The organism is Alishewanella aestuarii B11, from assembly GCF_000280055.1.
Classification (GTDB): Bacteria; Pseudomonadota; Gammaproteobacteria; order Enterobacterales; family Alteromonadaceae; genus Alishewanella; species Alishewanella aestuarii.
This window is the reverse complement of record NZ_ALAB01000027.1, coordinates 148315-167811: the sequence shown is the minus strand read 5'-3', so window position 1 is coordinate 167811 and position 19497 is coordinate 148315. Positions and strand designations below refer to the sequence as shown.

Annotated in this window: 22 protein-coding genes; 6 read left to right on the top strand and 16 right to left on the bottom strand. The window is 50.5% G+C overall.

All coding sequences use genetic code 11. The features are described 5' to 3' along the window. Positions 1 to 261: 261 nt before the first annotated feature. Positions 262 to 726 (bottom strand): CreA family protein, encoded by a 465-nt coding sequence (locus AEST_RS10325; protein ID WP_039925382.1) that lies wholly within the window; start codon positions 724 to 726, stop codon positions 262 to 264. A gap of 265 nt (positions 727 to 991) precedes the next feature. Here AEST_RS10325 and AEST_RS10320 point away from each other — a divergent pair, with 265 nt between their 5' ends. Then, positions 992 to 1939, top strand: coding sequence for a S41 family peptidase (locus AEST_RS10320; RefSeq protein WP_156803891.1), 948 nt, complete (start codon positions 992 to 994; stop codon positions 1937 to 1939). Between the two features lie 142 nt (positions 1940 to 2081). Here AEST_RS10320 and AEST_RS10315 read toward each other — a convergent pair whose 3' ends face one another. Together AEST_RS10315 and AEST_RS10310 are read right to left on the bottom strand one after the other, a co-directional pair. Next, positions 2082 to 2396, bottom strand: a complete 315-nt coding sequence (locus AEST_RS10315; protein WP_039925379.1) for a helix-turn-helix domain-containing protein — start codon at positions 2394 to 2396, stop codon at positions 2082 to 2084. Continuing rightward, positions 2383 to 2715, bottom strand: a complete 333-nt coding sequence (locus AEST_RS10310) for a type II toxin-antitoxin system RelE/ParE family toxin (protein ID WP_039925378.1) — start codon at positions 2713 to 2715, stop codon at positions 2383 to 2385. Before AEST_RS10310 ends, AEST_RS10315 begins: the two co-directional genes overlap by 14 nt. A gap of 667 nt (positions 2716 to 3382) precedes the next feature. Here AEST_RS10310 and AEST_RS10300 point away from each other — a divergent pair. Beyond that, positions 3383 to 4210: a MipA/OmpV family protein gene (locus AEST_RS10300; protein WP_008608929.1), complete on the top strand. Its 828-nt coding sequence runs from the start codon at positions 3383 to 3385 to the stop codon at positions 4208 to 4210. Between the two features lie 213 nt (positions 4211 to 4423). On the opposite strand, the gene AEST_RS10295 is transcribed toward AEST_RS10300, so the two are convergent. The 4 genes from AEST_RS10295 to parS form a co-directional block, all read right to left on the bottom strand. Further along, positions 4424 to 4708, bottom strand: a complete 285-nt coding sequence (locus AEST_RS10295; protein WP_008949998.1) for a type II toxin-antitoxin system RelE family toxin — start codon at positions 4706 to 4708, stop codon at positions 4424 to 4426. Then, positions 4698 to 4949: a type II toxin-antitoxin system Phd/YefM family antitoxin gene (locus AEST_RS10290; RefSeq protein WP_008608928.1), complete on the bottom strand. Its 252-nt coding sequence runs from the start codon at positions 4947 to 4949 to the stop codon at positions 4698 to 4700. The genes AEST_RS10295 and AEST_RS10290 overlap by 11 nt, the downstream gene beginning before the upstream one ends. Before the next feature lie 269 nt (positions 4950 to 5218). Then, a complete protein-coding gene (locus AEST_RS10285; protein WP_008608926.1) occupies positions 5219 to 5689 on the bottom strand; it encodes an RES family NAD+ phosphorylase in 471 nt (156 codons plus the stop codon). Continuing rightward, complete coding sequence (gene parS / locus AEST_RS10280; RefSeq protein ID WP_008608925.1) at positions 5689 to 6141, bottom strand: type II RES/Xre toxin-antitoxin system antitoxin; 453 nt, start codon at positions 6139 to 6141, stop codon at positions 5689 to 5691. The genes AEST_RS10285 and parS overlap by 1 nt, the downstream gene beginning before the upstream one ends. Before the next feature lie 158 nt (positions 6142 to 6299). Between parS and AEST_RS10275 the strand changes: the two genes are divergently transcribed. Both AEST_RS10275 and AEST_RS10270 read left to right on the top strand, forming a co-directional pair. Further along, positions 6300 to 6647 (top strand): PadR family transcriptional regulator, encoded by a 348-nt coding sequence (locus AEST_RS10275; protein WP_008608924.1) that lies wholly within the window; start codon positions 6300 to 6302, stop codon positions 6645 to 6647. After that, entirely contained in the window at positions 6647 to 7594 is a 948-nt protein-coding gene (locus AEST_RS10270) for an HAAS signaling domain-containing protein (protein ID WP_008608923.1), read from the top strand. Before AEST_RS10275 ends, AEST_RS10270 begins: the two co-directional genes overlap by 1 nt. A gap of 142 nt (positions 7595 to 7736) precedes the next feature. Here AEST_RS10270 and AEST_RS10265 read toward each other — a convergent pair whose 3' ends face one another. From AEST_RS10265 to AEST_RS10255, 3 genes are all read right to left on the bottom strand, one after another. Beyond that, on the bottom strand, positions 7737 to 7958 hold the full coding sequence (locus AEST_RS10265; RefSeq protein WP_008608922.1) for a hypothetical protein: 222 nt from the start codon (positions 7956 to 7958) through the stop codon (positions 7737 to 7739). Between the two features lie 298 nt (positions 7959 to 8256). Beyond that, positions 8257 to 8469: a coiled-coil domain-containing protein gene (locus tag AEST_RS10260; RefSeq protein WP_008608921.1), complete on the bottom strand. Its 213-nt coding sequence runs from the start codon at positions 8467 to 8469 to the stop codon at positions 8257 to 8259. 14 nt (positions 8470 to 8483) lie between these two features. Then, entirely contained in the window at positions 8484 to 8702 is a 219-nt protein-coding gene (locus AEST_RS10255; protein ID WP_008608920.1) for a hypothetical protein, read from the bottom strand. Positions 8703 to 8887: 185 nt separating this feature from the next. Between AEST_RS10255 and tadA the strand changes: the two genes are divergently transcribed. Further along, on the top strand, positions 8888 to 9391 hold the full coding sequence (gene tadA / locus AEST_RS10250; RefSeq protein WP_008608919.1) for a tRNA adenosine(34) deaminase TadA: 504 nt from the start codon (positions 8888 to 8890) through the stop codon (positions 9389 to 9391). Here the strand turns inward: tadA and AEST_RS17270 are convergent. Together AEST_RS17270 and mltF are read right to left on the bottom strand one after the other, a co-directional pair. After that, a complete protein-coding gene (locus AEST_RS17270) occupies positions 9348 to 9512 on the bottom strand; it encodes a hypothetical protein (RefSeq protein WP_008608916.1) in 165 nt (54 codons plus the stop codon). The genes tadA and AEST_RS17270 overlap by 44 nt on opposite strands. A gap of 74 nt (positions 9513 to 9586) precedes the next feature. Then, positions 9587 to 11017, bottom strand: coding sequence for a membrane-bound lytic murein transglycosylase MltF (mltF, locus tag AEST_RS10245; RefSeq protein WP_008608915.1), 1431 nt, complete (start codon positions 11015 to 11017; stop codon positions 9587 to 9589). A gap of 198 nt (positions 11018 to 11215) precedes the next feature. Here mltF and purL point away from each other — a divergent pair, with 198 nt between their 5' ends. Next, a complete protein-coding gene (gene purL / locus AEST_RS10240) occupies positions 11216 to 15106 on the top strand; it encodes a phosphoribosylformylglycinamidine synthase (RefSeq protein WP_008608910.1) in 3891 nt (1296 codons plus the stop codon). A gap of 103 nt (positions 15107 to 15209) precedes the next feature. Here purL and AEST_RS10235 read toward each other — a convergent pair whose 3' ends face one another. The 4 genes from AEST_RS10235 to AEST_RS10220 are packed head-to-tail and all read right to left on the bottom strand — an operon-like array spanning position 15210 to position 19432. Continuing rightward, positions 15210 to 15470, bottom strand: coding sequence for a hypothetical protein (locus AEST_RS10235; protein WP_008608909.1), 261 nt, complete (start codon positions 15468 to 15470; stop codon positions 15210 to 15212). A gap of 57 nt (positions 15471 to 15527) precedes the next feature. Continuing rightward, the gene (locus AEST_RS10230; protein WP_008608908.1) at positions 15528 to 16622 is read right to left on the bottom strand and encodes a diguanylate cyclase; all 1095 of its coding nucleotides are present in this window, start codon (positions 16620 to 16622) and stop codon (positions 15528 to 15530) included. A 48-nt stretch (positions 16623 to 16670) separates the two neighbouring features. Next, positions 16671 to 17588 (bottom strand): histone deacetylase family protein, encoded by a 918-nt coding sequence (locus AEST_RS10225; protein WP_008608907.1) that lies wholly within the window; start codon positions 17586 to 17588, stop codon positions 16671 to 16673. Then, positions 17588 to 19432: a bifunctional acetyl-CoA hydrolase/transferase family protein/GNAT family N-acetyltransferase gene (locus AEST_RS10220; protein ID WP_008608906.1), complete on the bottom strand. Its 1845-nt coding sequence runs from the start codon at positions 19430 to 19432 to the stop codon at positions 17588 to 17590. The genes AEST_RS10225 and AEST_RS10220 overlap by 1 nt, the downstream gene beginning before the upstream one ends. Positions 19433 to 19497: the final 65 nt, after the last annotated feature.

Here is a 19497-nt window from a genome sequence, read left to right as displayed (position 1 = left end):
CAGCAGCAATCGCTTTCAAGGTGAGCGCCAAAAGATTTTTGCCGCCAATATCAGCACAACTCCGCTACGCTTGCTATAACAGAGTCGGGTCAAAACACCAAACGCAAGGCTACACCGCATCACGACTCCGGTATGCTTGCCGTACCGGAGTCGATCCTGCGATAGCGAGAAAAACACCAAACGCAAGGCTACACCGCATCACGACTCCGGTATGCTTGTCGTACCGGAGTCGGTGCTGCGATAGTGACAGGAACACCAAACCTAAGGGGCAACACCCGAAGCGGTATAAGCCTCTGTCCCCCACAGTGGTACCGTTGACAGGCCATGCTTAAAGCTGCCCGAGGTTTCCTTGGTTGAGTAAGACAGATACATCAGGGTTTGATTCTGCGCATCGTAGATGCGGCGGATTTTCATACTTTTAAAAAATACGCTTTTCGATTTAGTGAACAGCACTTCACCGTTTTTGCTTTTATCGATTTTAGCAATCATCTCAGCGGTAATGGGGCCGGTTTGCCGGCAAGAGATGGCGCTGTCAGAGGGATCTGAAAAATCCAGATTAGCCTCAATACTGGATACGTGGCAGGTTACGCCGCTGACGATAGGATCAGTAAAGGCATCCAGTTTGATATCTTTGGTAGTAAAGAGCCCCAACGACACATCTCCTACTTCATTTCTATTGCAGCCGGTAAGTGTTAGTAGCAATAAAACGCAACCTAGTATCCGCATTCCAGACTCCTTAGTGTGCTTTGCTGGCCGCTGCCAGCCCAGTGGTTAGTGGCAATAATAGCGCAATTGGTGGTTTTGCAGCAGACCGCAGTTTAAAGCAGGTAAAAAACTACTGAATTTGCTTTGGATAGCGTGTCTGGACGCGTCGTTTAAATTTAACAACGCATTAAATAAAGACGAGGGACCTTTTATGGTTTAACTTATCAGTTTTTAATTAAATACTGATTTTGAGACAACAGTGCGACTGCTATTGGTTTGTTGTTATTTGTTCACTTCACTTACAATGGCCGCTGTTGAGCGGGGTTCAAGCCTTGACGTTACCCTGCAATTGGCAAAGCAGCATGGCTACTATGCTGATCGGGTTGACTGGCCACAGATTGAAGCTAAAGCTAAGCTGCTATTAACAAGTCGGGGAGAGCCGGCGGCGATCCGCTTTGTCCTTGAAGCGTTGGGTGACAGACATTCCAGCTATATACCGCCAACAGGTGAAACTGCGGATACCGTAAAAAATTCGAACCAGAAATCAGAGAAGCTATTGTCTGAGACCAGGACGCCCGTCGCTGGCATTCCAGTCATCCGGATCCTCGCCTGGTCGGGCACTTCGCAGCAGGCTATGGCGGTAACCCGGTCACTGAGGGAGCAATTAAACAGTGTATTATCGGTACCGCGTTGCGGCATTATTCTGGATTTTTCAAATAATCGAGGCGGTAATATGTGGCCGACCCTCGTTGGTCTGAGCCCGCTGTTAACGGAGGGCTTACTGGGCTCCTTTAAGAGCGCACAAGATGAAGCCCGGTTAATTGAAAAGTGGCAGAACAAGATTTTCTACCGTGGTGAAAGTCATAACCTTAACAGTGCGATAACGGAGCAACCGACGTATCCAGCTCGGCGCATCGCCATCATTGTGGGGCCTTTTAGTGCCAGTTCGGGTGAGATTGTTCCTATTCTGTTACAAGGTCAGCAGAATGTGCGGGTATTTGGTCAGCCCACTGCTGGTCTGGCCACAGCAAATACGTCCTTTTCTTTGCCGAACGGCGGTTCGGTCAATATTACTACAGCACTTACCGTCGATAGGCATGGGGAGATAGTTGAGACTCGCCTTATGCCAGACGAGGAAACCTTAAGGCCATTGGAAACTGCAGCAAATTGGGTGATGCGGCAATGCCAGAGTGGGGGAGCGCTTAATACACATCTGCCTTTTGGGGGGGAGTGAGGCTCGGTATAGGCTTGGTCGTACAGAGAGTCGCGATTTTTTTGGTATGTGCCAATTGCAGACATTTCACTACGTTGGCATAAAGGTCAGCTTTTAGTTATCAGCAGGAGCCCAAGCCCGTAGTAGCGACAACAGCCGTTTGTTATAGCTCGGCTATGTATGACAGCGTTTCAGGATGACGCTGTACTAACTTTAAAAGGGTAACAGCTTGACCATTTGGCACACTACGACCTTGTTCCCAGTTTTCTAATGTGCGTGAAGACGTATGAAGTAACCTTGCGAAGACGCCACGGGACATATTAAACTGCTCTCGAATGCTCACGATTTCATCTGGTGAGATATTCAATTCACCCGTATCATTCACATGATGTGTTTTTAGGGTCAGCTTACCTTCTGAATGCTGTTTAGCCTCAACAAGAGCTGAGCTTAACTCTGCAAATAAATCACGAGTGCTCATTGCGCCACGCCTCCATAAAAGCCATTAATTGTTTTCTTTGAATTGCATTTAAATCGGACATTTCATTTTTGCCGTAAATGGTTAGCAAATAGAAACGCCTTTTTTCATCGAGAAAGTAATAGATAATCCGTGAACCACCACGTTTTCCTTTACCTTTGCTGGCAACTCGAATTTTGCGTAAACCGCCAGTACCTTGAATCACATCACCCAAGTGTGGGTTTAACATTAATTCAGCTTGAAAGAGCCTGTACTCATCATCACTGAGGTATTCATCTCGGTGCTTTTCAAAAATTGTTGATTCGACAAATACACTTTTCATAGAGAAAGTGTACGCAAATAACGTACAGATGACAAGAATTAGTTCTACTTTATCCCGGCAATAGCATCTAAATCAGGATTAGAAAAAACCAGAAATATGTCCAGTTATGCTGTATAACGCAGACTTCCGTATGTAAATTCTGTTGCGGGGGCAATTTCCGCTCCAAACTCAAAGCGGCGTTTCTCCGCCACAAGCTAGGCTCCACATCAACGAAAAGTGCCAACTCTACTATCGCAGGTTGCGACTCCGGTACGGCAAGCATACCGGAGTCGAGATCAGGCTCAATCTGCGCGGCTTGATTTATTGCTCAACGCCCGTCATTTCCTGCTACAGACCTGGCACGATATCAATTAAAGATGCATATCCCACTAACGCAGATGGCGACTCCGGTACGGCAAGCATACCGGAGTCGAAGTCAGGCTAAATCTTCGAGGGCTTGGTTTATTGCTCAGAGCCCGTCATTTTCTGCAGCAAACCTGGCATGGCATATACTAAAGGTGCTTATCCCGATATCGCCGATGGCGATTCCGGTACGACAGGCATGCCGGCGTCGATACCAGAACCACGCTAAAAACATGACAAACAGTGATCTTTACGCAACAAAATCCGTAAACGCTAATGTATAGATAAGTTGGCATTTTGCTAAATTGGCATAGGAAAGCATTTTATGAAGAAATTACTAGTGTTAGGTACCGCCCTTGTTATGCATAGCCTGCTGTTGCCGGCAGCGAGCGCACAAGAAACAAGAACCGCTTTGGTGCCCTTGCCATCTATTGATGATTTTAGTCGGGGTAAAGATGGCTGGAGTTTCGCGTTAGGTGCGGGTATTGAATACGAAACGGCCTACGAGGGTTCAGACGAATTTGGTTTGGAGCTTGAACCGGCAGGGGGCTTGCAATGGCGGCGCGGTAATGATGTGTTCTATTGGGTCGGTGAAGCCATAGGGTGGCGTGGCTTACGTGCAGATACCTGGTTGTTTGAAGCCCTTATTGGCTTTGATGAGGGGCGTGCAGAAAGTGATTCTAAAAAAGGTTATCTGGATGGGCTCGGTGACAGTGATGAGGGCTTTGAATTAGTGCTGCAAACCCGTCGCGCCTTTGATACAGATTGGCGCTATTGGCTGGTTGGCCGGCTTGTCACCGGCGGTGATGGTAACCTGGGTTTGTTTGGTGTGGGTCGCCGCTTTGGCGAGAAGTTTGATGGTTCGGGCTCTGAGGTGAATATTGTTGCAGTATTTCACGATAGTAAATATGCCAATAAAGATTTCGGCATCACCGCTGAGCAATCGGCGGTATCAGGTTTAGCCGCAACCAATATGAGCGGCGGTTATCGCTCTGTCGGTATCAATTACAATTATCGTCACTACATAAACAATAACTGGCAGATTTATGGTGAGGCACTGTATGAGCATTTTAGCAGTGCTGTCCGCAAAAGCCCGATTGCCCGTGGTGACTTTGAAGCAGAGGTTGGCATCGGCTTTATCTATGTGTTTTAAGCGCTAAAGCTAACAGTGCGCGAGAAAGCCCGCAGCTCCAGCATTTGGCCGTTGGAAAATAGGGCATTGCCAGATCCCCGCGTCCGCAAGCTGTGTGTTTGCTACCAAAACTGAATGTCCGCAAATAAATCAATGCGGGCATTCGGTTTATTTAAAATAATGAGTTAAAACTGTGTCTATTGCAATTGTTTGTAGTGCTTGCTCTATTAGATCTTAGGTTCGCTTTTTGAGAGACGAATAAACCTTACCCTTTTCCCGCTTACCTACGGCAATTACATACACAAACAGTTCATCGTCAACAACCTCATAGGCTAATCGATATCCGGCAGAGCGAAGTTTAATTTTGTACACTGATTCATAGCCACTTAACTTATCAGCAGGTACTCTGGGATTTTCTAATCGCTCCGCCAGTTTTTTCTTGAATTGACTCTTGATCGGGGCACCAAGCTTTTCCCATTCCTTAAGCGCAGCCGGAAGAAATCGCAGCTTATAAGTCATCCAGCGACACCGTTATAGCTTTATCCTTGTCACCACGACGTTCCTCAACAAGCCGCGCCAATTCATAGTCTTCCAGCATATCCATCAGAGCCTCGTAGGTCTCTGCTGGAATCAGATAGGCTGCAGGTTTATTGTGGTTTAGCACCGCTATCGGTGAACCACTTGCCTGAGCGAGCAAGGCTGAGGGGTTTTTCTTAAGTTCTGAAATGCTTACAGAAAAGTCCGCTAATACCTGACGCATAAAAACCTCTATTTTGACCTTAATTATGGTCTTATATTAGCTCGTTTTTCTATTGGGTGCCACGAAGTTTTAGGTATGACAGTTATATATTGTGTTGAATTCCTGTTTCACGTTCAAAGCAGCCTCTCCTCACAACATGATAGAGCGACATCAACTAACGGTGCTTATCCCACTATCGCAGATGGCGACTGCGGTACGGCAAGCATACCGGGGCCGAGCATAACGGAGTCAGTCGGGGCTGGGAGTTGCATTGGATTTGGCGTATTAAGCTATCTAAAGATCCGTGAATCAAAACTAAATTCGAGTTTTTCGGCTTTGGCGAGGATAGCAGGCAGCAGCGGGTGCTGCGGATTAATCAGGTAGTTACGGTCTCGCGGCGAAATGCTTGAAGGGACCTGGAGTGCGGCGAACTCGGGGTTTTCGGCGTTAAGAAATTGATCGCCAATCAGTTGCGTCTGTTCCGGCGCCGGTATTGCCCGCCAGTTAGCTGGTAGAACTGAATTGTCCAACGGGATAATCAGCTCGTCGGGTAACTCAATGCGGTAAAGATCGTATTGGTGAATCACCTCAGGGTCGTGATTAAGGTGTACAAAAACTTCCAGTATGCAAAGCGATTCAGATGCAGCGAAATACAGCGCCGCTGTGCCTTTTGAGTTCCAGCGCCCGCCAAATAATTTTGCGCCTTGCGGATTGAAGGGCGCCTCGGCGAACTTTTTTTGGGTCAGCCGGTACAGTTGCATCAAGAAAACACGCCGTGTTCGAGCCGGCCGATTAACTCTTTAACCGTTTCAAAATCGACAGTGGTCGCAATCATATCTAATGGCCGCTTGCCATTCAGGCCATACACACTTTCACGCAACCAGGTCAGAGCGCGTTGTTCATTGCCAAAAAGCTCGGTCGCTAGTTTGATCAGCAGTGCCAGGCGGTACATAACGTCACTTTCCTGAGTGTTGAAACGTTCTCCATTTTTCAGGCGGCGCTTAATGGTGCTGATTGGGATCAGGGTAACATGGTGAAACTCGGTTTGTGACAACCGGGCTTTCGCCAGAATGTTACGATAGACCTCTGGTTTAAAGCCTTGATGAATAGCGGCATTTTTTGACGTTGCCTCATCTTCTATACCAAGGCTATACCAAAAATTCGGTTGGTACAGCGGTGTGGGTTTAAAGCTTTTCACTGCGCTGACAGTCATCATTGAGCCCTTTTTGGTTCATATGGCCTATTAAAAATAGCCCATATGGGCCAGTAGTGCAATTTTTAATTATTATCCCCCTTGCTTTTATACTATGCGTCACCTAGTATTTTGCTGTGTGACGCACAGTATGCGGCACACAGTATCAGGAGCAAAAGATGACACAATCGCAACTGGACAAAATTCGGCTGGAACTGCGCCGCGGGGTGCTGGTTTTGGCGGTGCTGGCGTCGCTGAAAGAGGCGCATTATGGCTATTCGCTGCGCAAACAGCTTAACGACAACGGTATTGAGATTGATGAAGGCACCCTGTATCCGCTGATCCGCCGTCTGGCAGAGCAGGGGTTACTTGACAGTGAATGGCAGCAAGGCGAAGGGCGGGAGCGGCGTTATTACCAGCTATCTGCCAGCGGCCACAGCTTGCTTGGGCAGTTAACCGATGAATGGCAACAGCTTAATGGCGCCCTGAGTAACTTACTGGGTGTAAAGCCAGAGGAGACAGCATAATGGATTTAGTAACACGTTATATTGCTGCGGTGCAGCGCGAGTTACCCGAGGATAAACGCGATGAAATTGGTCGTGAACTGAATGCCAATATCCGGGATCAGCTGGATGCGCTGGCGGAGCAAAAAGGTGAGCTTAGCGACGACGACAGTGCTGCCGTGCTGCTACAAATGGGGCATCCACGCGATGTGGCCCAGCAATTTGTGCCGCCGCAGCCGTTAATTAGCCTGAGCTATATGCCGGTGTACCGCTATACCCTGTATATGGTGCTGGGGATTTTGTTTGTCCTGCAAATTATCGCCAGTACCAGCGCCTGGTTGCACAGTCAGTTTGGTTTGCTGCTGTATCTGAAAAGCGTTGCCAGTGGCTTTATCGGCGATGCCTGTCTGGCATTTACGGCCATAACTGTGACTTATATGTTGTTATCGCGAGAGCCAGCTGCAACGACAAACGCCACACCGAACTGGCATCCGCGGCAGTTACCGGCGGTGGGGCCGGGCTGGCAGACGATTTCGCTGCAGAATATTTTCACCGATCTTGGCACCTATGCCTTTTTGTTGGTGCTGATCTGGTATCCGCTTTGGTTTACCCCAGAGCAGTTAGAGGCGCAGCGTATTAGTCTGGCTGAGCCAGCACGGCAGTTTCTCAGCTGGTGCACACCGGTGTTGCTGGCCGGCATAGTGCTGAATATCGGGCAACTAAAACAACGCTTCTGGAATCGCCCGCTGTTGATCGCGAATGTGGTGCTAAATAGTGCGCTGGTGCTGATTTTGCTTTATCTGGCTGTGAATGGACCACTGTTAGATATTAAACTTGACGAATTGCCTAACGCCGATGAATGGGGGGCAATGCAGCGCATTATAACGGCGACTTTGTTAATTACCGCCTGCTTTCCGGCTTACGAGCTCGGCCGCGATCTGCTGCGCTTAAAGCGTTTAAAAGGAGGCTGAGCAGCTTTAAGCCAGGCCAGAAGTGCCAGAGGCTGAACTATCGTTCAGCCTCTGAATTCAGTTTAGTGCTGTGGTGAAGATTTTATTGGCACCCTGGGTACTGCTCGTTTTATAGCGATACCTGCGCCTGCCAGCTAACTGCTTAGTACTGCCGGCTGCGCTTATTATCACGCACCAGCCACCAGACCAGATAACCCAGGATCACCAGGGGTAATACGGTGAATAACAAGGTCAGGCCGATGCCAATGACCGCGCCGACCAGACCAATTAGTAAGCCAAAGATGGTTGCAGCAATGGCGATTAAGCTTGGTAAGCAGTAAATACCTACGGCGACTAATAAAATAATAACGATTGTTCTGTTCATACTAAGGTCCTTTTGTTCGAGCTATTGATTCAGGTTAGCTTAAGGTAATCAAACAGTATGCCAATAATATAGTTGTTAAATATCAATTGCTTAAGTCGTGCTGTTTATCGCTGTAGAGATTTTAGACCACCTGCTTTAGCGAAATTAACCAATTAGTAGTGAAAATCTTTATCAGAGCAGTCAGTCAGCGGCAGGGCCAGCGTCTGGGTTGGTGGCGGCGGTAGGTCTGGGTTGTTACAGCAAAAATAAAAACGGGCAGCAGTAAGCGGCCCGTTCCGGAGGTCTTAGGATGGTGTTGTCAGAGCTTGTTAATCTGCTCTTTTAGCTGATAGGACTTATCGGTAACAATACTTTCCAGGGTGCCCACCCGTTCCTTCAGTTTGGCAATTTCTGCCTGTAAGGCTTCGATATCCGCCTTGCCGGCTTTGCCTTTGGTTTTCATATGCGTTTCGTAGGCTGCGTAACCCAGGCCACCAATAATGGCGATAGCGGCAATTTCAAATGGACCCATCTGTGTTCTCCCTGTTATAACCGGTTAATTTCTTCTTTTAACTGATATTTTTTATCTGTCACTATGCTTTCCAGTGTCGCCAGGCGCTCTTTTACTGCCAGCAGTTCCTGCTGCAGTTCATCAAAGCCTTTACCCGACGCCAGGTGCCGGTATTTATAGCGCATTTTCAGCGCATCATAGGCCACGCCACCGACGATTGCCACTACCACTATTACCACCACGCCAATATCCATTGTTATCTCCTTGCTGTTTTTTTGTAAGTAAAAGCAAGCACAATGCCATTATTGTAAGTTATTGATTAATAGCAAATTGATTTAAAGGTGCGGCCTGTACTTAGCGTAAAATGCAAATATTTAGTCAGCTTTAACATAGTCTAGTGGTAAAATTGGCCAAAGAAAGTGAATTTTTGTAAGGCTTTATGACTGACGAACAGTGGATGCGCCATGCAATGATGCTGGCACAGCGGGCGGAACAGCTGGGCGAGGTGCCAGTCGGGGCGGTATTGGTTAAAGATCAGCAGATCGTTGCTGAAGGCTGGAACCAGATGATTAGTCTGAATGATCCCTCGGCGCACGCTGAAATGCAGGCGGTACGTCAGGCTGGCCAGGTGCTGGACAACTATAGGCTGCTCGATTGTACGCTCTATGTTACGCTGGAACCCTGTACCATGTGCGCTGGGGTGCTGGTACATAGCCGGATCAAACGTCTGGTCTACGGGGCGGCTGATTATAAAACCGGTGCCGCAGGCTCGGTGCTCGATTTAGTGCGCTACCCGCAGTTTAATCATCAGTTAGAGGTAACGGCCGGGGTGCTGGCTGAGGAATGTGCCGCCATGTTGTCTGCGTTTTTTCAACGCCGGCGGGCCGAGAAAAAACAGCTTAAACAGCAGGCGCTTCAACCAGATGTTGAAAGTAAGCAATAAAACTGCGGCGGCGGTGATGTACCTTTTTAATTTGCAGATTGCGCTTAATCCGGCGGCGGCTGGATGCCACATCCAGTAAGCGACGGCGGCGTTTTAGCGCCGGCTTTTTCTTTTTTAGCATAGACTTATCCTGTTCTTTACACTGTTGTGAATAATATGGGCAGGGCTGGCGGGCTGCAAGCACCCCAGATGAATTTATTGTGACAGGGGCGGCGCCTCGGCAACTTGCTCACTTTGTTCGACCAGTCGTTGCCGCTGTTGTTCCTGACGCTGCTCTAATTGTTGCCGCTCATCTACACCCACTAGCGTATCGTAATAGCGGCGGATATTTTCAACATAGAGTGCGGCTTCGTCACCGCGGGCAAAACCAAAGCGGGTATGTTGGTACACCGATTTTTGCCGTAGCAACGGCAAGCGCTGTTTTACTTCCAACCATTTATCCGGATCGGCGCCATCACGCTGCGTCAGGCGCCGGGCATCTTCCAGATGACCCCAGCCAATATTGTACGACGCCAGCGCAAACCACAGCCGGTCTGGCATCGGGATCCGCTCCGGGATCCGGTTTAGCAGCAGCTGCAGATAACGGCTACCCCCGGCAATACTTTCTTCGGCATCCAACCGGCTTTGTACTCCCATTTGCCGCGCAGTGGGCATGGTTAGCATCATCATGCCGCGTACCCCGGTAGGGCTGCGGGCTTTCGGATTCCAGTGCGATTCCTGATAACTCAGCGCCGCTAACAGGCGCCAGTCGAGGTCGCCGGCATATTCGATAAACCAGTGCCGGAATGCCGGTAGGGTGTCCTCGATAGCCCGGATAAAGCGGATGGTATCGACATAGTCAAACAGCTCAACATGGCCAAAATAGCGATCTTCCAGCGTAACCAAATCGCCATTTTGATAAACATGGCCAAAATACTCAATCAGTACACTAAACAGGCTATCGTCCTGATTTTTGGGTAGCAGCCAACCTACCGGCAGATTTTCACTGACTGTCAGGCCGATATTCAGTTGCGGGAATAGCCGGCGGTTTACCGCCAACTGGTTAGAGTCGGTCAGGGTATAGCGGATGCTGCCATCGACCACTTTTTGCAGCAGCTCGTCGGCATCCAGCTCCGGATCTTCCTGATAGCTCAGCCCAGGAATCTCTGCACTGAGTCGTTTCAGGGTTTCCGCATGGCTACTGTGAGCGGAGACAATCACTGGCTCAGTTAGGTCGGTTAATTGTTGCGGCCAGTTGTTACCCTGGCGAAACACCAACAGTTCGTTAATCCAGCGGTAGGCCGGTGCCGCCCGGAATTTTTGGGTGCGCTCTGGGGTCAGTGTCAGGCCGCCGGCAATAAAATCCACCTGACCATTTTTCAGCTTGGTTTGTAAATCATCTAAATCGAAGCTGGGGAACAGTTGCAGTTCAACGCCTAAGCGATCGGCCAGCCCCTTAGCCAACTCATACTCAAAGCCGGTAGGGCCATCGACACCAATATAGTAACTGGTCGGGCCATGCAGGATGCCAACCCGTAATTGACCGCGCTGATAAATGTCAGCCAGCTGATTTGTTTGCTCTGGCAATGGCTTAGAGCAGGCCAGTAACAGCAAGCTCAGGCAAAGCACAGACCATAATCGCAGCATAATCAGTTCCGGTTTAGACGATTTTGCGATGTTACCGCAAACTTCTTAGTCGCAGCCAGCCTTTTCACATATCACTTAGCGCGAATTTTCTTTATAATGTGGCGCCTTTTAAGGCGTGTTGATGTTTGCTGCAAAAACAAGCAGCAAACGTCAACACGCCCTAGGTTCCACTGTCGTTCAACCAACGGAAAATAGCCTATGTTGATCCTGCGTGGTGCACCTGCACTGTCCGAATTCCGAATTCAAAAGTTACTCGATCTTTGTGCCCAGCAAAATTTACCGGTTAACGGTATCTATGCCGAATATATGCATTTTGCTGATTTATCGGCACCACTTAGCTGCGAACAGCAGCAGGTGCTGGATAAACTGTTAACCTATGGTCCGAGTATCGCCAGTCACCAGCCAACAGGCTTGTTGCTGTTAGTGACACCACGCCCCGGCACCATTTCGCCCTGGTCTTCCAAAGCCACCGACATTGCCCGCAACTGTAACCTGCCAACGGTAAAACGCTTAGAGCGTGGTATTGCCTATTATGTTGACGCAGTAGCCTTAACTGCGGCTCAGCAGCAACAACTGGCCAGCCTGTTACATGATCGGATGATGGAAGCGGTATTTACCGAGTTGGAGCAGGCTGCCGCGCTGTTTACACAGGCCGAGCCGGGAACCTTAAGCTCGGTGGACATTCTGAGCGGTGGCCGTGCGGCGCTGGAACAGGCCAACCAGACGATGGGTCTGGCCTTGGCCGATGATGAAATTGATTATCTGGTCAGCAATTTTCAGCAGCTGGGCCGCAACCCGAACGACATTGAACTCTATATGTTTGCGCAGGCCAACTCTGAGCACTGCCGGCACAAGATTTTTAACGCCGACTGGACCATCGATGGCGTAAAACAGCCGAAATCGCTGTTTAAAATGATTAAAAACACCTTCGAGCAAACGCCGGATTATGTGTTATCAGCCTATAAAGACAACGCAGCGGTGATGGTTGGCTCTGAAGCCGGTCGTTTCTTCCCAACACCGACTAGCCGCGAGTATCAGTATCACCATGAACCAATCCATGTGCTGATGAAGGTAGAAACCCATAACCACCCCACGGCGATTTCACCTTATCCGGGTGCGGCAACCGGCTCGGGCGGCGAAATCCGTGACGAGGGTGCCACTGGCGTGGGTTCTAAGCCCAAAGCGGGTTTAGTGGGTTTCTCGGTGTCTAACCTGCGTATTCCGGGCTTTGTACAGCCGTGGGAAAGTGATTTTAGTAAGCCGGAGCGCATTGTTACCGCGCTGGACATTATGTTGGAAGGTCCATTGGGTGGCGCTGCCTTTAACAACGAATTTGGTCGCCCGGCGATCAACGGTTATTTCCGTACCTACGAAGAAAAGGTACACAGCCATAACGGCGAAGAAGTTCGTGGTTACCATAAGCCGATTATGATTGCCGGTGGTCTGGGCAATATCCGTGAAGAGCACGTCCAAAAAGGCGATTTGCCGGTGGGTGCCAAGCTAGTGGTATTAGGCGGCCCGGCGATGAATATCGGTCTGGGTGGTGGTGCGGCGTCTTCGATGGCATCAGGCCAGTCGAATGAAGATCTGGACTTTGCTTCGGTACAGCGCGATAACCCGGAAATTGAACGCCGTTGTCAGGAAGTGATTGACCGCTGCTGGCAGCTGGGCCAGGACAACCCTATCGTCTTTATTCATGACGTTGGTGCCGGCGGTTTATCCAATGCCTTCCCGGAGCTGGTAAACGACGGCGGTGTCGGTGGTAAGTTCGAGCTGCGTAATGTACCGAACGATGAGCCTGGCATGTCGCCGCTGCAAATCTGGTGTAACGAATCGCAGGAGCGCTATGTAATGGCGATCCCGGCCGACAAAATGCCGGTATTCGAAGCCATCTGTAAACGTGAACGCGCCCCTTATGCGGTAGTGGGTGAAGCCACTGCTGAACAGCATTTAACGCTGAGCGACAGTTACTTTGGCAATACGCCGATTGATCTGCCGTTAAACGTGTTACTGGGCAAGGCGCCAAAAATGCACCGCGAAGTGCAAAGCTTAAAAGCGCCGGCTAAGCCTCTAGATCGCTCTGCTATTACGCTTGCCGATGCGGCTGAGCGTTTATTACGTTTGCCGACCATTGCCGAGAAAACCTTCCTGGTAACTATTGGTGATCGTACGGTAACGGGTTTGGTTGCGCGCGATCAGATGGTGGGCCCCTGGCAGGTACCGGTGGCGAACTGTGGTGTCACTGCCGCCAGTTATGATACTTACCATGGCGAAGCCATGGCGATGGGTGAGCGGACGCCGGTTGCCTTGCTGGACTTTGCTGCCTCGGCCCGTCTGGCCGTAGCGGAAGCCATTACTAATATTGCTGCCACAGATATTGGCGACTTAAACCGGATTAAACTTTCTGCTAACTGGATGGCCGCCGCCGGTCACCCCGGCGAAGATGCCGGTTTATATGCGGCAGTAAAAGCGGTCGGCGAAGAGCTGTGTCCGGCACTAAAAGTGACCATCCCGGTGGGCAAAGACTCGATGTCAATGAAAACCCGCTGGCAACAGGATGGTGAAGATAAGGCCGTTACCGCGCCTATGTCGCTGATTATCACCGCCTTTGCCCGGGTAGAAGATATCCGTAAAACCGTGACGCCACAGCTGCGCACGGATAAAGGTGCCAGCTCCTTATTGTTAATTGATCTGGGGCAGGGCGCTAACCGCTTAGGCGGCTCGTGTTTAGCTCAGGTGTATAAGCAACTGGGCGATCAGCCTGCTGATCTGGATAGCCCACAGCTACTGATTAACTTCTTTAATGCCATGCAGCAACTGACGCGCGAGCAGAAATTGCTTGCCTACCATGATCGCTCCGACGGTGGTTTATTTGTCACCCTGGCCGAGATGGCCTTTGCCGGTAAAGCCGGTATCGCCGCCGACATCAGCGCTCTGGGTAGCGATGCGCTGGCGGCGTTATTCAGCGAAGAGCTGGGTGCGGTGCTGCAGGTTGCCGACAGTGAACTGGCTTATGTCCAGCAGGTGCTGGCAACACATAACCTGGCAGCATTAAGCCATGTTGTAGGTAAAGTTGAGCAAAGCGATCGTTTTGCGATCAGCCAGCAGGGCACAGTGGTATTTAACGATAGCCGCAGCCGGCTGCGTACCGTCTGGGCCGAAACGACTTATCAGATGCAAAGCCTGCGCGATAACCCGGCGGGTGCCAAGCAGGAGTTTGACGCCAAGGCCGATCAGCAGGATCCGGGCTTGCATGCCAAACTGACCTTTGATCAGAATGCCGATATTGCCGCGCCGATGATTTTAAAAGGCGCTGCACCCAGGATCGCGATTTTGCGCGAGCAGGGCGTGAACTCGCAGCTGGAAATGGCTGCTGCCTTTAACCGTGCCGGCTTTAGCGCCGTTGACGTGCATATGAGCGATATTCTGAGCGGTCAGGTGTCGTTAAAAGACTTTAACGGTTTAGCAGCCTGTGGTGGTTTCTCTTACGGTGACGTGTTAGGGGCCGGTGAAGGCTGGGCCAAGTCAGTGCTGTTTAACGAGCAGGCACGCAAAGAGTTCCAAACCTTCTTTGAACGGCAATCCACCTTTGCCTTGGGTGTTTGTAACGGTTGTCAGATGATGTCGAATCTGAAGAGCCTGATCCCGGGTGCCGATTTATGGCCACACTTTGTGCGCAATAAATCTGAGCGCTTTGAAGCCCGCTTTAGCCTGGTGGAAGTCCAGCAAAGCCCGTCGCTGTTCTTTAGCGGTATGGCTGGCTCGCGGATGCCGATTGCGGTATCGCACGGTGAAGGCCATGCCGAGTTTGCCTCTCAAGCTGCCTTTGCTGCTGCCAATCAAAGCGGTACTGTGGCACTGCGTTTTGTTGATAACTATGGTCAGGTTACCGAGCAGTATCCGGCAAACCCGAATGGTTCAGTGGCTGGTATTACCGCGCTGACTACTACCGATGGCCGGGTTACCATTATGATGCCACACCCGGAGCGGGTATTCCGCACCGTGGCCAACTCCTGGCATCCGGATGACTGGCAGGAGGACAGCCCCTGGATGCGGATGTTCCGCAATGCCCGGGTCTGGTTAGGCTAGTCTTTAGCCTGACGCTTTAAGTTAACCGAATAAAAAAACCTGCTGCGGCAGGTTTTTTATTGGGTGCTTTTACCGTTGTCACGAACTAGCTATCACGGCATCACTACTGGTTTTTTTCTTCCACGAACAAGGAGCGGATCCAACCAAAACCGATATTAACGAGCCCAGCCAGGGTGTCTGCCTTTGCCGAGGGTTCCGCCAGATTAATCGCAGTCGGCGACTGCGTCTGAGATTGCTTGGCATTGTTGATCGCGCCGTCAAAGAAATCATCGGCGCCTTGTTGGGTACTGTAAGTGCTGCAGGCACTAATTAGTAAGCTGACGACAATTGCAGTTAATTTGGCGATTTTTCTGATGTTTTTCAAACTTAATCCTTGTCATTGACTATTCGCGTGCATTCTTAAACGATTAACACATTTTGTCTAGCTCAAAAACTGTTGCCGGGCCTGATTACGGCCTTGTTCTTTCGCCTCATAGAGCAGTTGATCGGCTTGATGCATCAGCTGACCACTTTGATAGCCGCTGCCTGGATAGTTTAGGGTAACAATACCAATCGACGCGGTGACCACATTAAAGGGCGAGTTTTGATGGGGAATGGCCAGGGCCGCTAACTTGCGGGGTAATTGCAATAGCGAGCTAGGTGAGTCGGCGCTATGTTGTTCAACCAGAATGAATTCTTCGCCGCCAAAACGTACCACCAATAGCCCGGATTCTGCGGAGAGCAAACGCGACAGTTGCACCAACACCAGATCACCATCCAGATGACCGTAGTGGTCGTTGTAGCGTTTAAAATAGTCGATATCTAACAAACCCAGAGACAACTGCTGGCCGGCTTGCAGGCTTTGCAGCTTTTCTTGCAAACGTTGTTCAAAGCTACGCCGGTTCAGCAAACCGGTTAACTGATCAGTTTCGGCTTTTTGTTGCTCCAGCCGCACGGTTTTAAACTGGCTGCGCAATAAAATATCAAATTGCCGTTGCCAGCTCAGGCAGAGTAATAACGTAATACTCAGATAAAACAGCGTCCAGCCGGTGTTGGTATCGGTACAGTATTTCAGAAACACAATGCTGGCGCTCAGTTGCAGCCAGAGCAGCAGTTTTTGCTGCAGGTTGAAAATCGGGATAGCAGCCAGCGCGAAGGCTACCACCAAAGGGCCACCTTCGCCCAGTTTGCCAAAATATTGGGCTGAGCTGTAAAAGGTCACCGCCAGCAGCAATAACACCAGGGCGGCTATCGCCAGCCAACCTTGTAGCCAGTGATCGGGTGTCAGGCGCCGGTTGTAAACTGCAAAGCTTACAATCAGTGCTGCCGCAATAAAGCGCGATAGATTGTTCAGGCTGTGCCATTGATCGCCCAGGATAATATCGGTGGCACTGAACACTAGCAGCAACAGGGCACAGACCAGCGCCAGCCGCTGCGCAATATGGCGGGTACTGGCAACCAGATACAGCCGGAACTCCGCCTCGCTGGCCGGGTCCAGATAGGATAAAGATGGAAAGTAGTTTTTAATCAGCTGCATAAGCAAAAGTACCCTGAGTTGCACTAAGCTTAGCAGCTAAAATTGGACCTAGAGCAAACCTTTTAGAAAAGCCACTACGCTGCGTCCGAGCGCACTTAAGGCATAACCGCCTTCCAGCATGGCGACGATACGGCCCTGGCAGTGTTTGTCGGCCAGTTGCTTCAGTTCAGTGGCAATCCACTGGTAGTCTTCTTCGCGCAACATAAAATGCGCCATCTCATCTTCAGCGTGGCCGTCAAAGCCGGCGGAGATTAAAATCAGCTGTGGTGCAAAACGATCAATAGCGGGTAGCCAGTGCTGTTTTACCTGTTCCCGCCAGGCGGTGCCGCGACAGCCACCGGCCAGTGGCAGATTGATAATATGTTCGTTATTTGTCTCAGCGCCAGTGTAGGGATACAGCGGATGTTCAAACGAGGAGCAAAATAGCACCCGTGGTTCATGTTGAAAGATATCCTCGGTACCATTGCCATGATGTACGTCAAAATCGACGATGGCAATTCGGCTGAGCTGGTACTGGTTCAAGGCATGCTCGGCGGCAATCGCAATATTATTTAGCAGGCAAAAACCCATTGCCTGCTCGCGGGTGGCGTGGTGGCCCGGTGGGCGCACCGCGCAAAATGCCTGCTCGTTACTGCCAGCCATCACCTGATCTACGGCGTTAATGCCACTGCCGGCAGCATGCAAAGCCGCATTCAGACTTTTGGGACCCATAATGGTATCGGGATCCAGCCAGATATGGCCTTCGCTTGGCGCTTTGGCAAACAGCTCGTCAACATAAAGTTTGCCGTGGGCCAGATACAAGGCTTCTTTAGTTGCTGCGGTGGCATCGCGCTGCATCACCACATATTCCATACCGGAGCGGATCAACTGATCGTTGATGGCCGATAAACGTTCCGGACATTCCGGATGATCAACGCCATTTTCATGGTAGTAGCAGCTGGGGTGGCTGAAAATGGTAATGGGCATCAGCACTCTCCTGCCGGGGTTAAGTCCAGTTTTAAATAGGCTTCTGACGGATCGTCACTTGGCAGGCGCACAAAGCCGGCGTTTTCAAATACTCTGAGCATCGGTTTGTTTTCTGCCCGTACATAGGCCTGCATTGAGCTTAAACCACGAATACGGGCCACATTAATCATTTCTGCCAGCAGCCGTTTCGCCATGCCTTTGCCCTGAAATTTTTCGCGGGTAACAAAGGCGACTTCGCAGCTATTCTGGCTTTCAATCAGGTAATAACGGCCGACGGCCTGAATTTCCACCACTGAGCCTTTTTGTTTAACGATACACAGTGCCAGATCTTTTGATTGATCGACGCTAACCAAAGTACAGGACTTCTCGCGACTCATCTGGGTCGGCACGGAGTTGTAGCGCATTTGCAGTGTTTCTTTGGTGTGGGAGTAGAAAAACTCCTGCAAACGCCGCTCATCTGACGGATTCAGCGGCCGTAAATCAAAGCTTTCGCCGTTAATGGTCAGCTCTTTAAAACCCACAGGTCCCAGCTCCGGCACTTCGACCGGGGTTTGTACCTGATAATGCGGTACCCAGTAATGCTTGCGCACTTCAGCTAACAGCTGATTACGGAACTTTGGATGGGCGACCCGGATCAGTTCCAGCGCCCGCTCGCGGATACTTTTGCCGCGCAGTGAGGCGACGCCAAATTCAGTGACCACATAATGCACATGGGCGCGGCTGGTAACGACACCGGCGCCTTCCCGGATATGCGGCACGATCCGGGAAATTGAGCCGCTTTTGGCAGTAGAGGGCAGGGCAATAATGGGTTTACCACCGTTACTCATTGAGGCACCACGGCTAAAGTCAACCTGACCACCGACGCCACTATAAAACTGATGACCGATTGAATCTGACACCACCTGGCCGGTCAGATCCACTTCGATGGCACTGTTAATTGACACCATCCGCTCGTTGCGGGCAATGTTGCTGGGCGAATTGACATACTCACTGGGATAGAAGCCGATATGCGGGTTTTGGTGCACAAAGTCATACAGCTGCTTAGTGCCGATACAAAAGCTGGTGACACTTTTGCCGGGATGAAAGGTTTTGCGCCTGTTGTTGATCACCCCTTTTTTAATCAGCTCCAGTACACCGTCGGTCAGCAGCTCGGTATGCAGGCCCAGATCCTTGTGATTACTCAGATAGCGGGTTACCGCTTCGCAGATTTTACCTACGCCAAGCTGAATAGTGGCGCCATCTTCGACCAGCAGCGACACATACTGGCCGATACGCTCAGTGCGCGGATCCAGCTCGGTAGGCTGGACTTCCGGCAGTGGCTGCTCGGCATAGAAAAAAGCATCGATATCGTCTTTATGAATAAAAGACTGGCCGTAAGTGATCGGCATCGCCGGATTGACCTGGGCAATCACCGTTTTGGCGGCCTTTGCTGCAGCGGCTATCACATCAACTGATACACCAAGTGAATGATAGCCATGTTCATCGGCCGGGCTCACCATAATCAGCGCGGCATCCAGCGGCAGTACGCCGTCGGTAAACAGCGCCGGAATATCGGTCATAAAACAGGGGGTGTAATCAGCCCGGCCCTCAGCGACAGCCTGACGCACGGTATGGCCGCCGATAAAGAAGGTATTGACCTTAAATAAATGCTGAAACTCGGGTTTGGCCCATTTGTTGTCTGACAGGGTCACCAGTTGCACAATTTCAATATCATGCAGGCTTTTGGCATTCGCAATCAGATCGTCAATCAGTAGGGTTGGCACCGCGGCATGGGAGCCAATAAAAATCCGGTTTCCGGATTTTAGCAGGTGTTGCCAGTTAAGTTTGGAAACAGGACTTGGCATAACAGCTCCGGCTTGAGATCAGTATTAGCACTCTAATCCAGAAGCCGGAGCGGGAAAAGCCCCGA

Bases quoted from the DNA above. Each gene is read 5' to 3' on its own strand.
- AEST_RS17270 (WP_008608916.1), bottom strand. From the start codon at position 9,512: ATGCTAAAAAAGAAAAAGCCGGCGCTAAAACGCCGCCGTCGCTTACTG.
- AEST_RS10275 (WP_008608924.1), top strand. From the start codon at position 6,300: ATGACACAATCGCAACTGGACAAAATTCGGCTGGAACTGCGCCGCGGG.
- parS (WP_008608925.1), bottom strand. From the start codon at position 6,141: ATGACTGTCAGCGCAGTGAAAAGCTTTAAACCCACACCGCTGTACCAA.
- AEST_RS10310 (WP_039925378.1), bottom strand. From the start codon at position 2,715: ATGAAAAGTGTATTTGTCGAATCAACAATTTTTGAAAAGCACCGAGAT.
- AEST_RS10220 (WP_008608906.1), bottom strand. From the start codon at position 19,432: ATGCCAAGTCCTGTTTCCAAACTTAACTGGCAACACCTGCTAAAATCC.
- mltF (WP_008608915.1), bottom strand. From the start codon at position 11,017: ATGCTGCGATTATGGTCTGTGCTTTGCCTGAGCTTGCTGTTACTGGCC.
- tadA (WP_008608919.1), top strand. From the start codon at position 8,888: ATGACTGACGAACAGTGGATGCGCCATGCAATGATGCTGGCACAGCGG.
- AEST_RS10315 (WP_039925379.1), bottom strand. From the start codon at position 2,396: ATGAGCACTCGTGATTTATTTGCAGAGTTAAGCTCAGCTCTTGTTGAG.
- AEST_RS10290 (WP_008608928.1), bottom strand. From the start codon at position 4,949: ATGCGTCAGGTATTAGCGGACTTTTCTGTAAGCATTTCAGAACTTAAG.
- AEST_RS10265 (WP_008608922.1), bottom strand. From the start codon at position 7,958: ATGAACAGAACAATCGTTATTATTTTATTAGTCGCCGTAGGTATTTAC.
- AEST_RS10295 (WP_008949998.1), bottom strand. From the start codon at position 4,708: ATGACTTATAAGCTGCGATTTCTTCCGGCTGCGCTTAAGGAATGGGAA.
- AEST_RS10300 (WP_008608929.1), top strand. From the start codon at position 3,383: ATGAAGAAATTACTAGTGTTAGGTACCGCCCTTGTTATGCATAGCCTG.
- AEST_RS10270 (WP_008608923.1), top strand. From the start codon at position 6,647: ATGGATTTAGTAACACGTTATATTGCTGCGGTGCAGCGCGAGTTACCC.
- AEST_RS10325 (WP_039925382.1), bottom strand. From the start codon at position 726: ATGCGGATACTAGGTTGCGTTTTATTGCTACTAACACTTACCGGCTGC.
- AEST_RS10230 (WP_008608908.1), bottom strand. From the start codon at position 16,622: ATGCAGCTGATTAAAAACTACTTTCCATCTTTATCCTATCTGGACCCG.
- purL (WP_008608910.1), top strand. From the start codon at position 11,216: ATGTTGATCCTGCGTGGTGCACCTGCACTGTCCGAATTCCGAATTCAA.
- AEST_RS10260 (WP_008608921.1), bottom strand. From the start codon at position 8,469: ATGGGTCCATTTGAAATTGCCGCTATCGCCATTATTGGTGGCCTGGGT.
- AEST_RS10285 (WP_008608926.1), bottom strand. From the start codon at position 5,689: ATGCAACTGTACCGGCTGACCCAAAAAAAGTTCGCCGAGGCGCCCTTC.
- AEST_RS10255 (WP_008608920.1), bottom strand. From the start codon at position 8,702: ATGGATATTGGCGTGGTGGTAATAGTGGTAGTGGCAATCGTCGGTGGC.
- AEST_RS10225 (WP_008608907.1), bottom strand. From the start codon at position 17,588: ATGCCCATTACCATTTTCAGCCACCCCAGCTGCTACTACCATGAAAAT.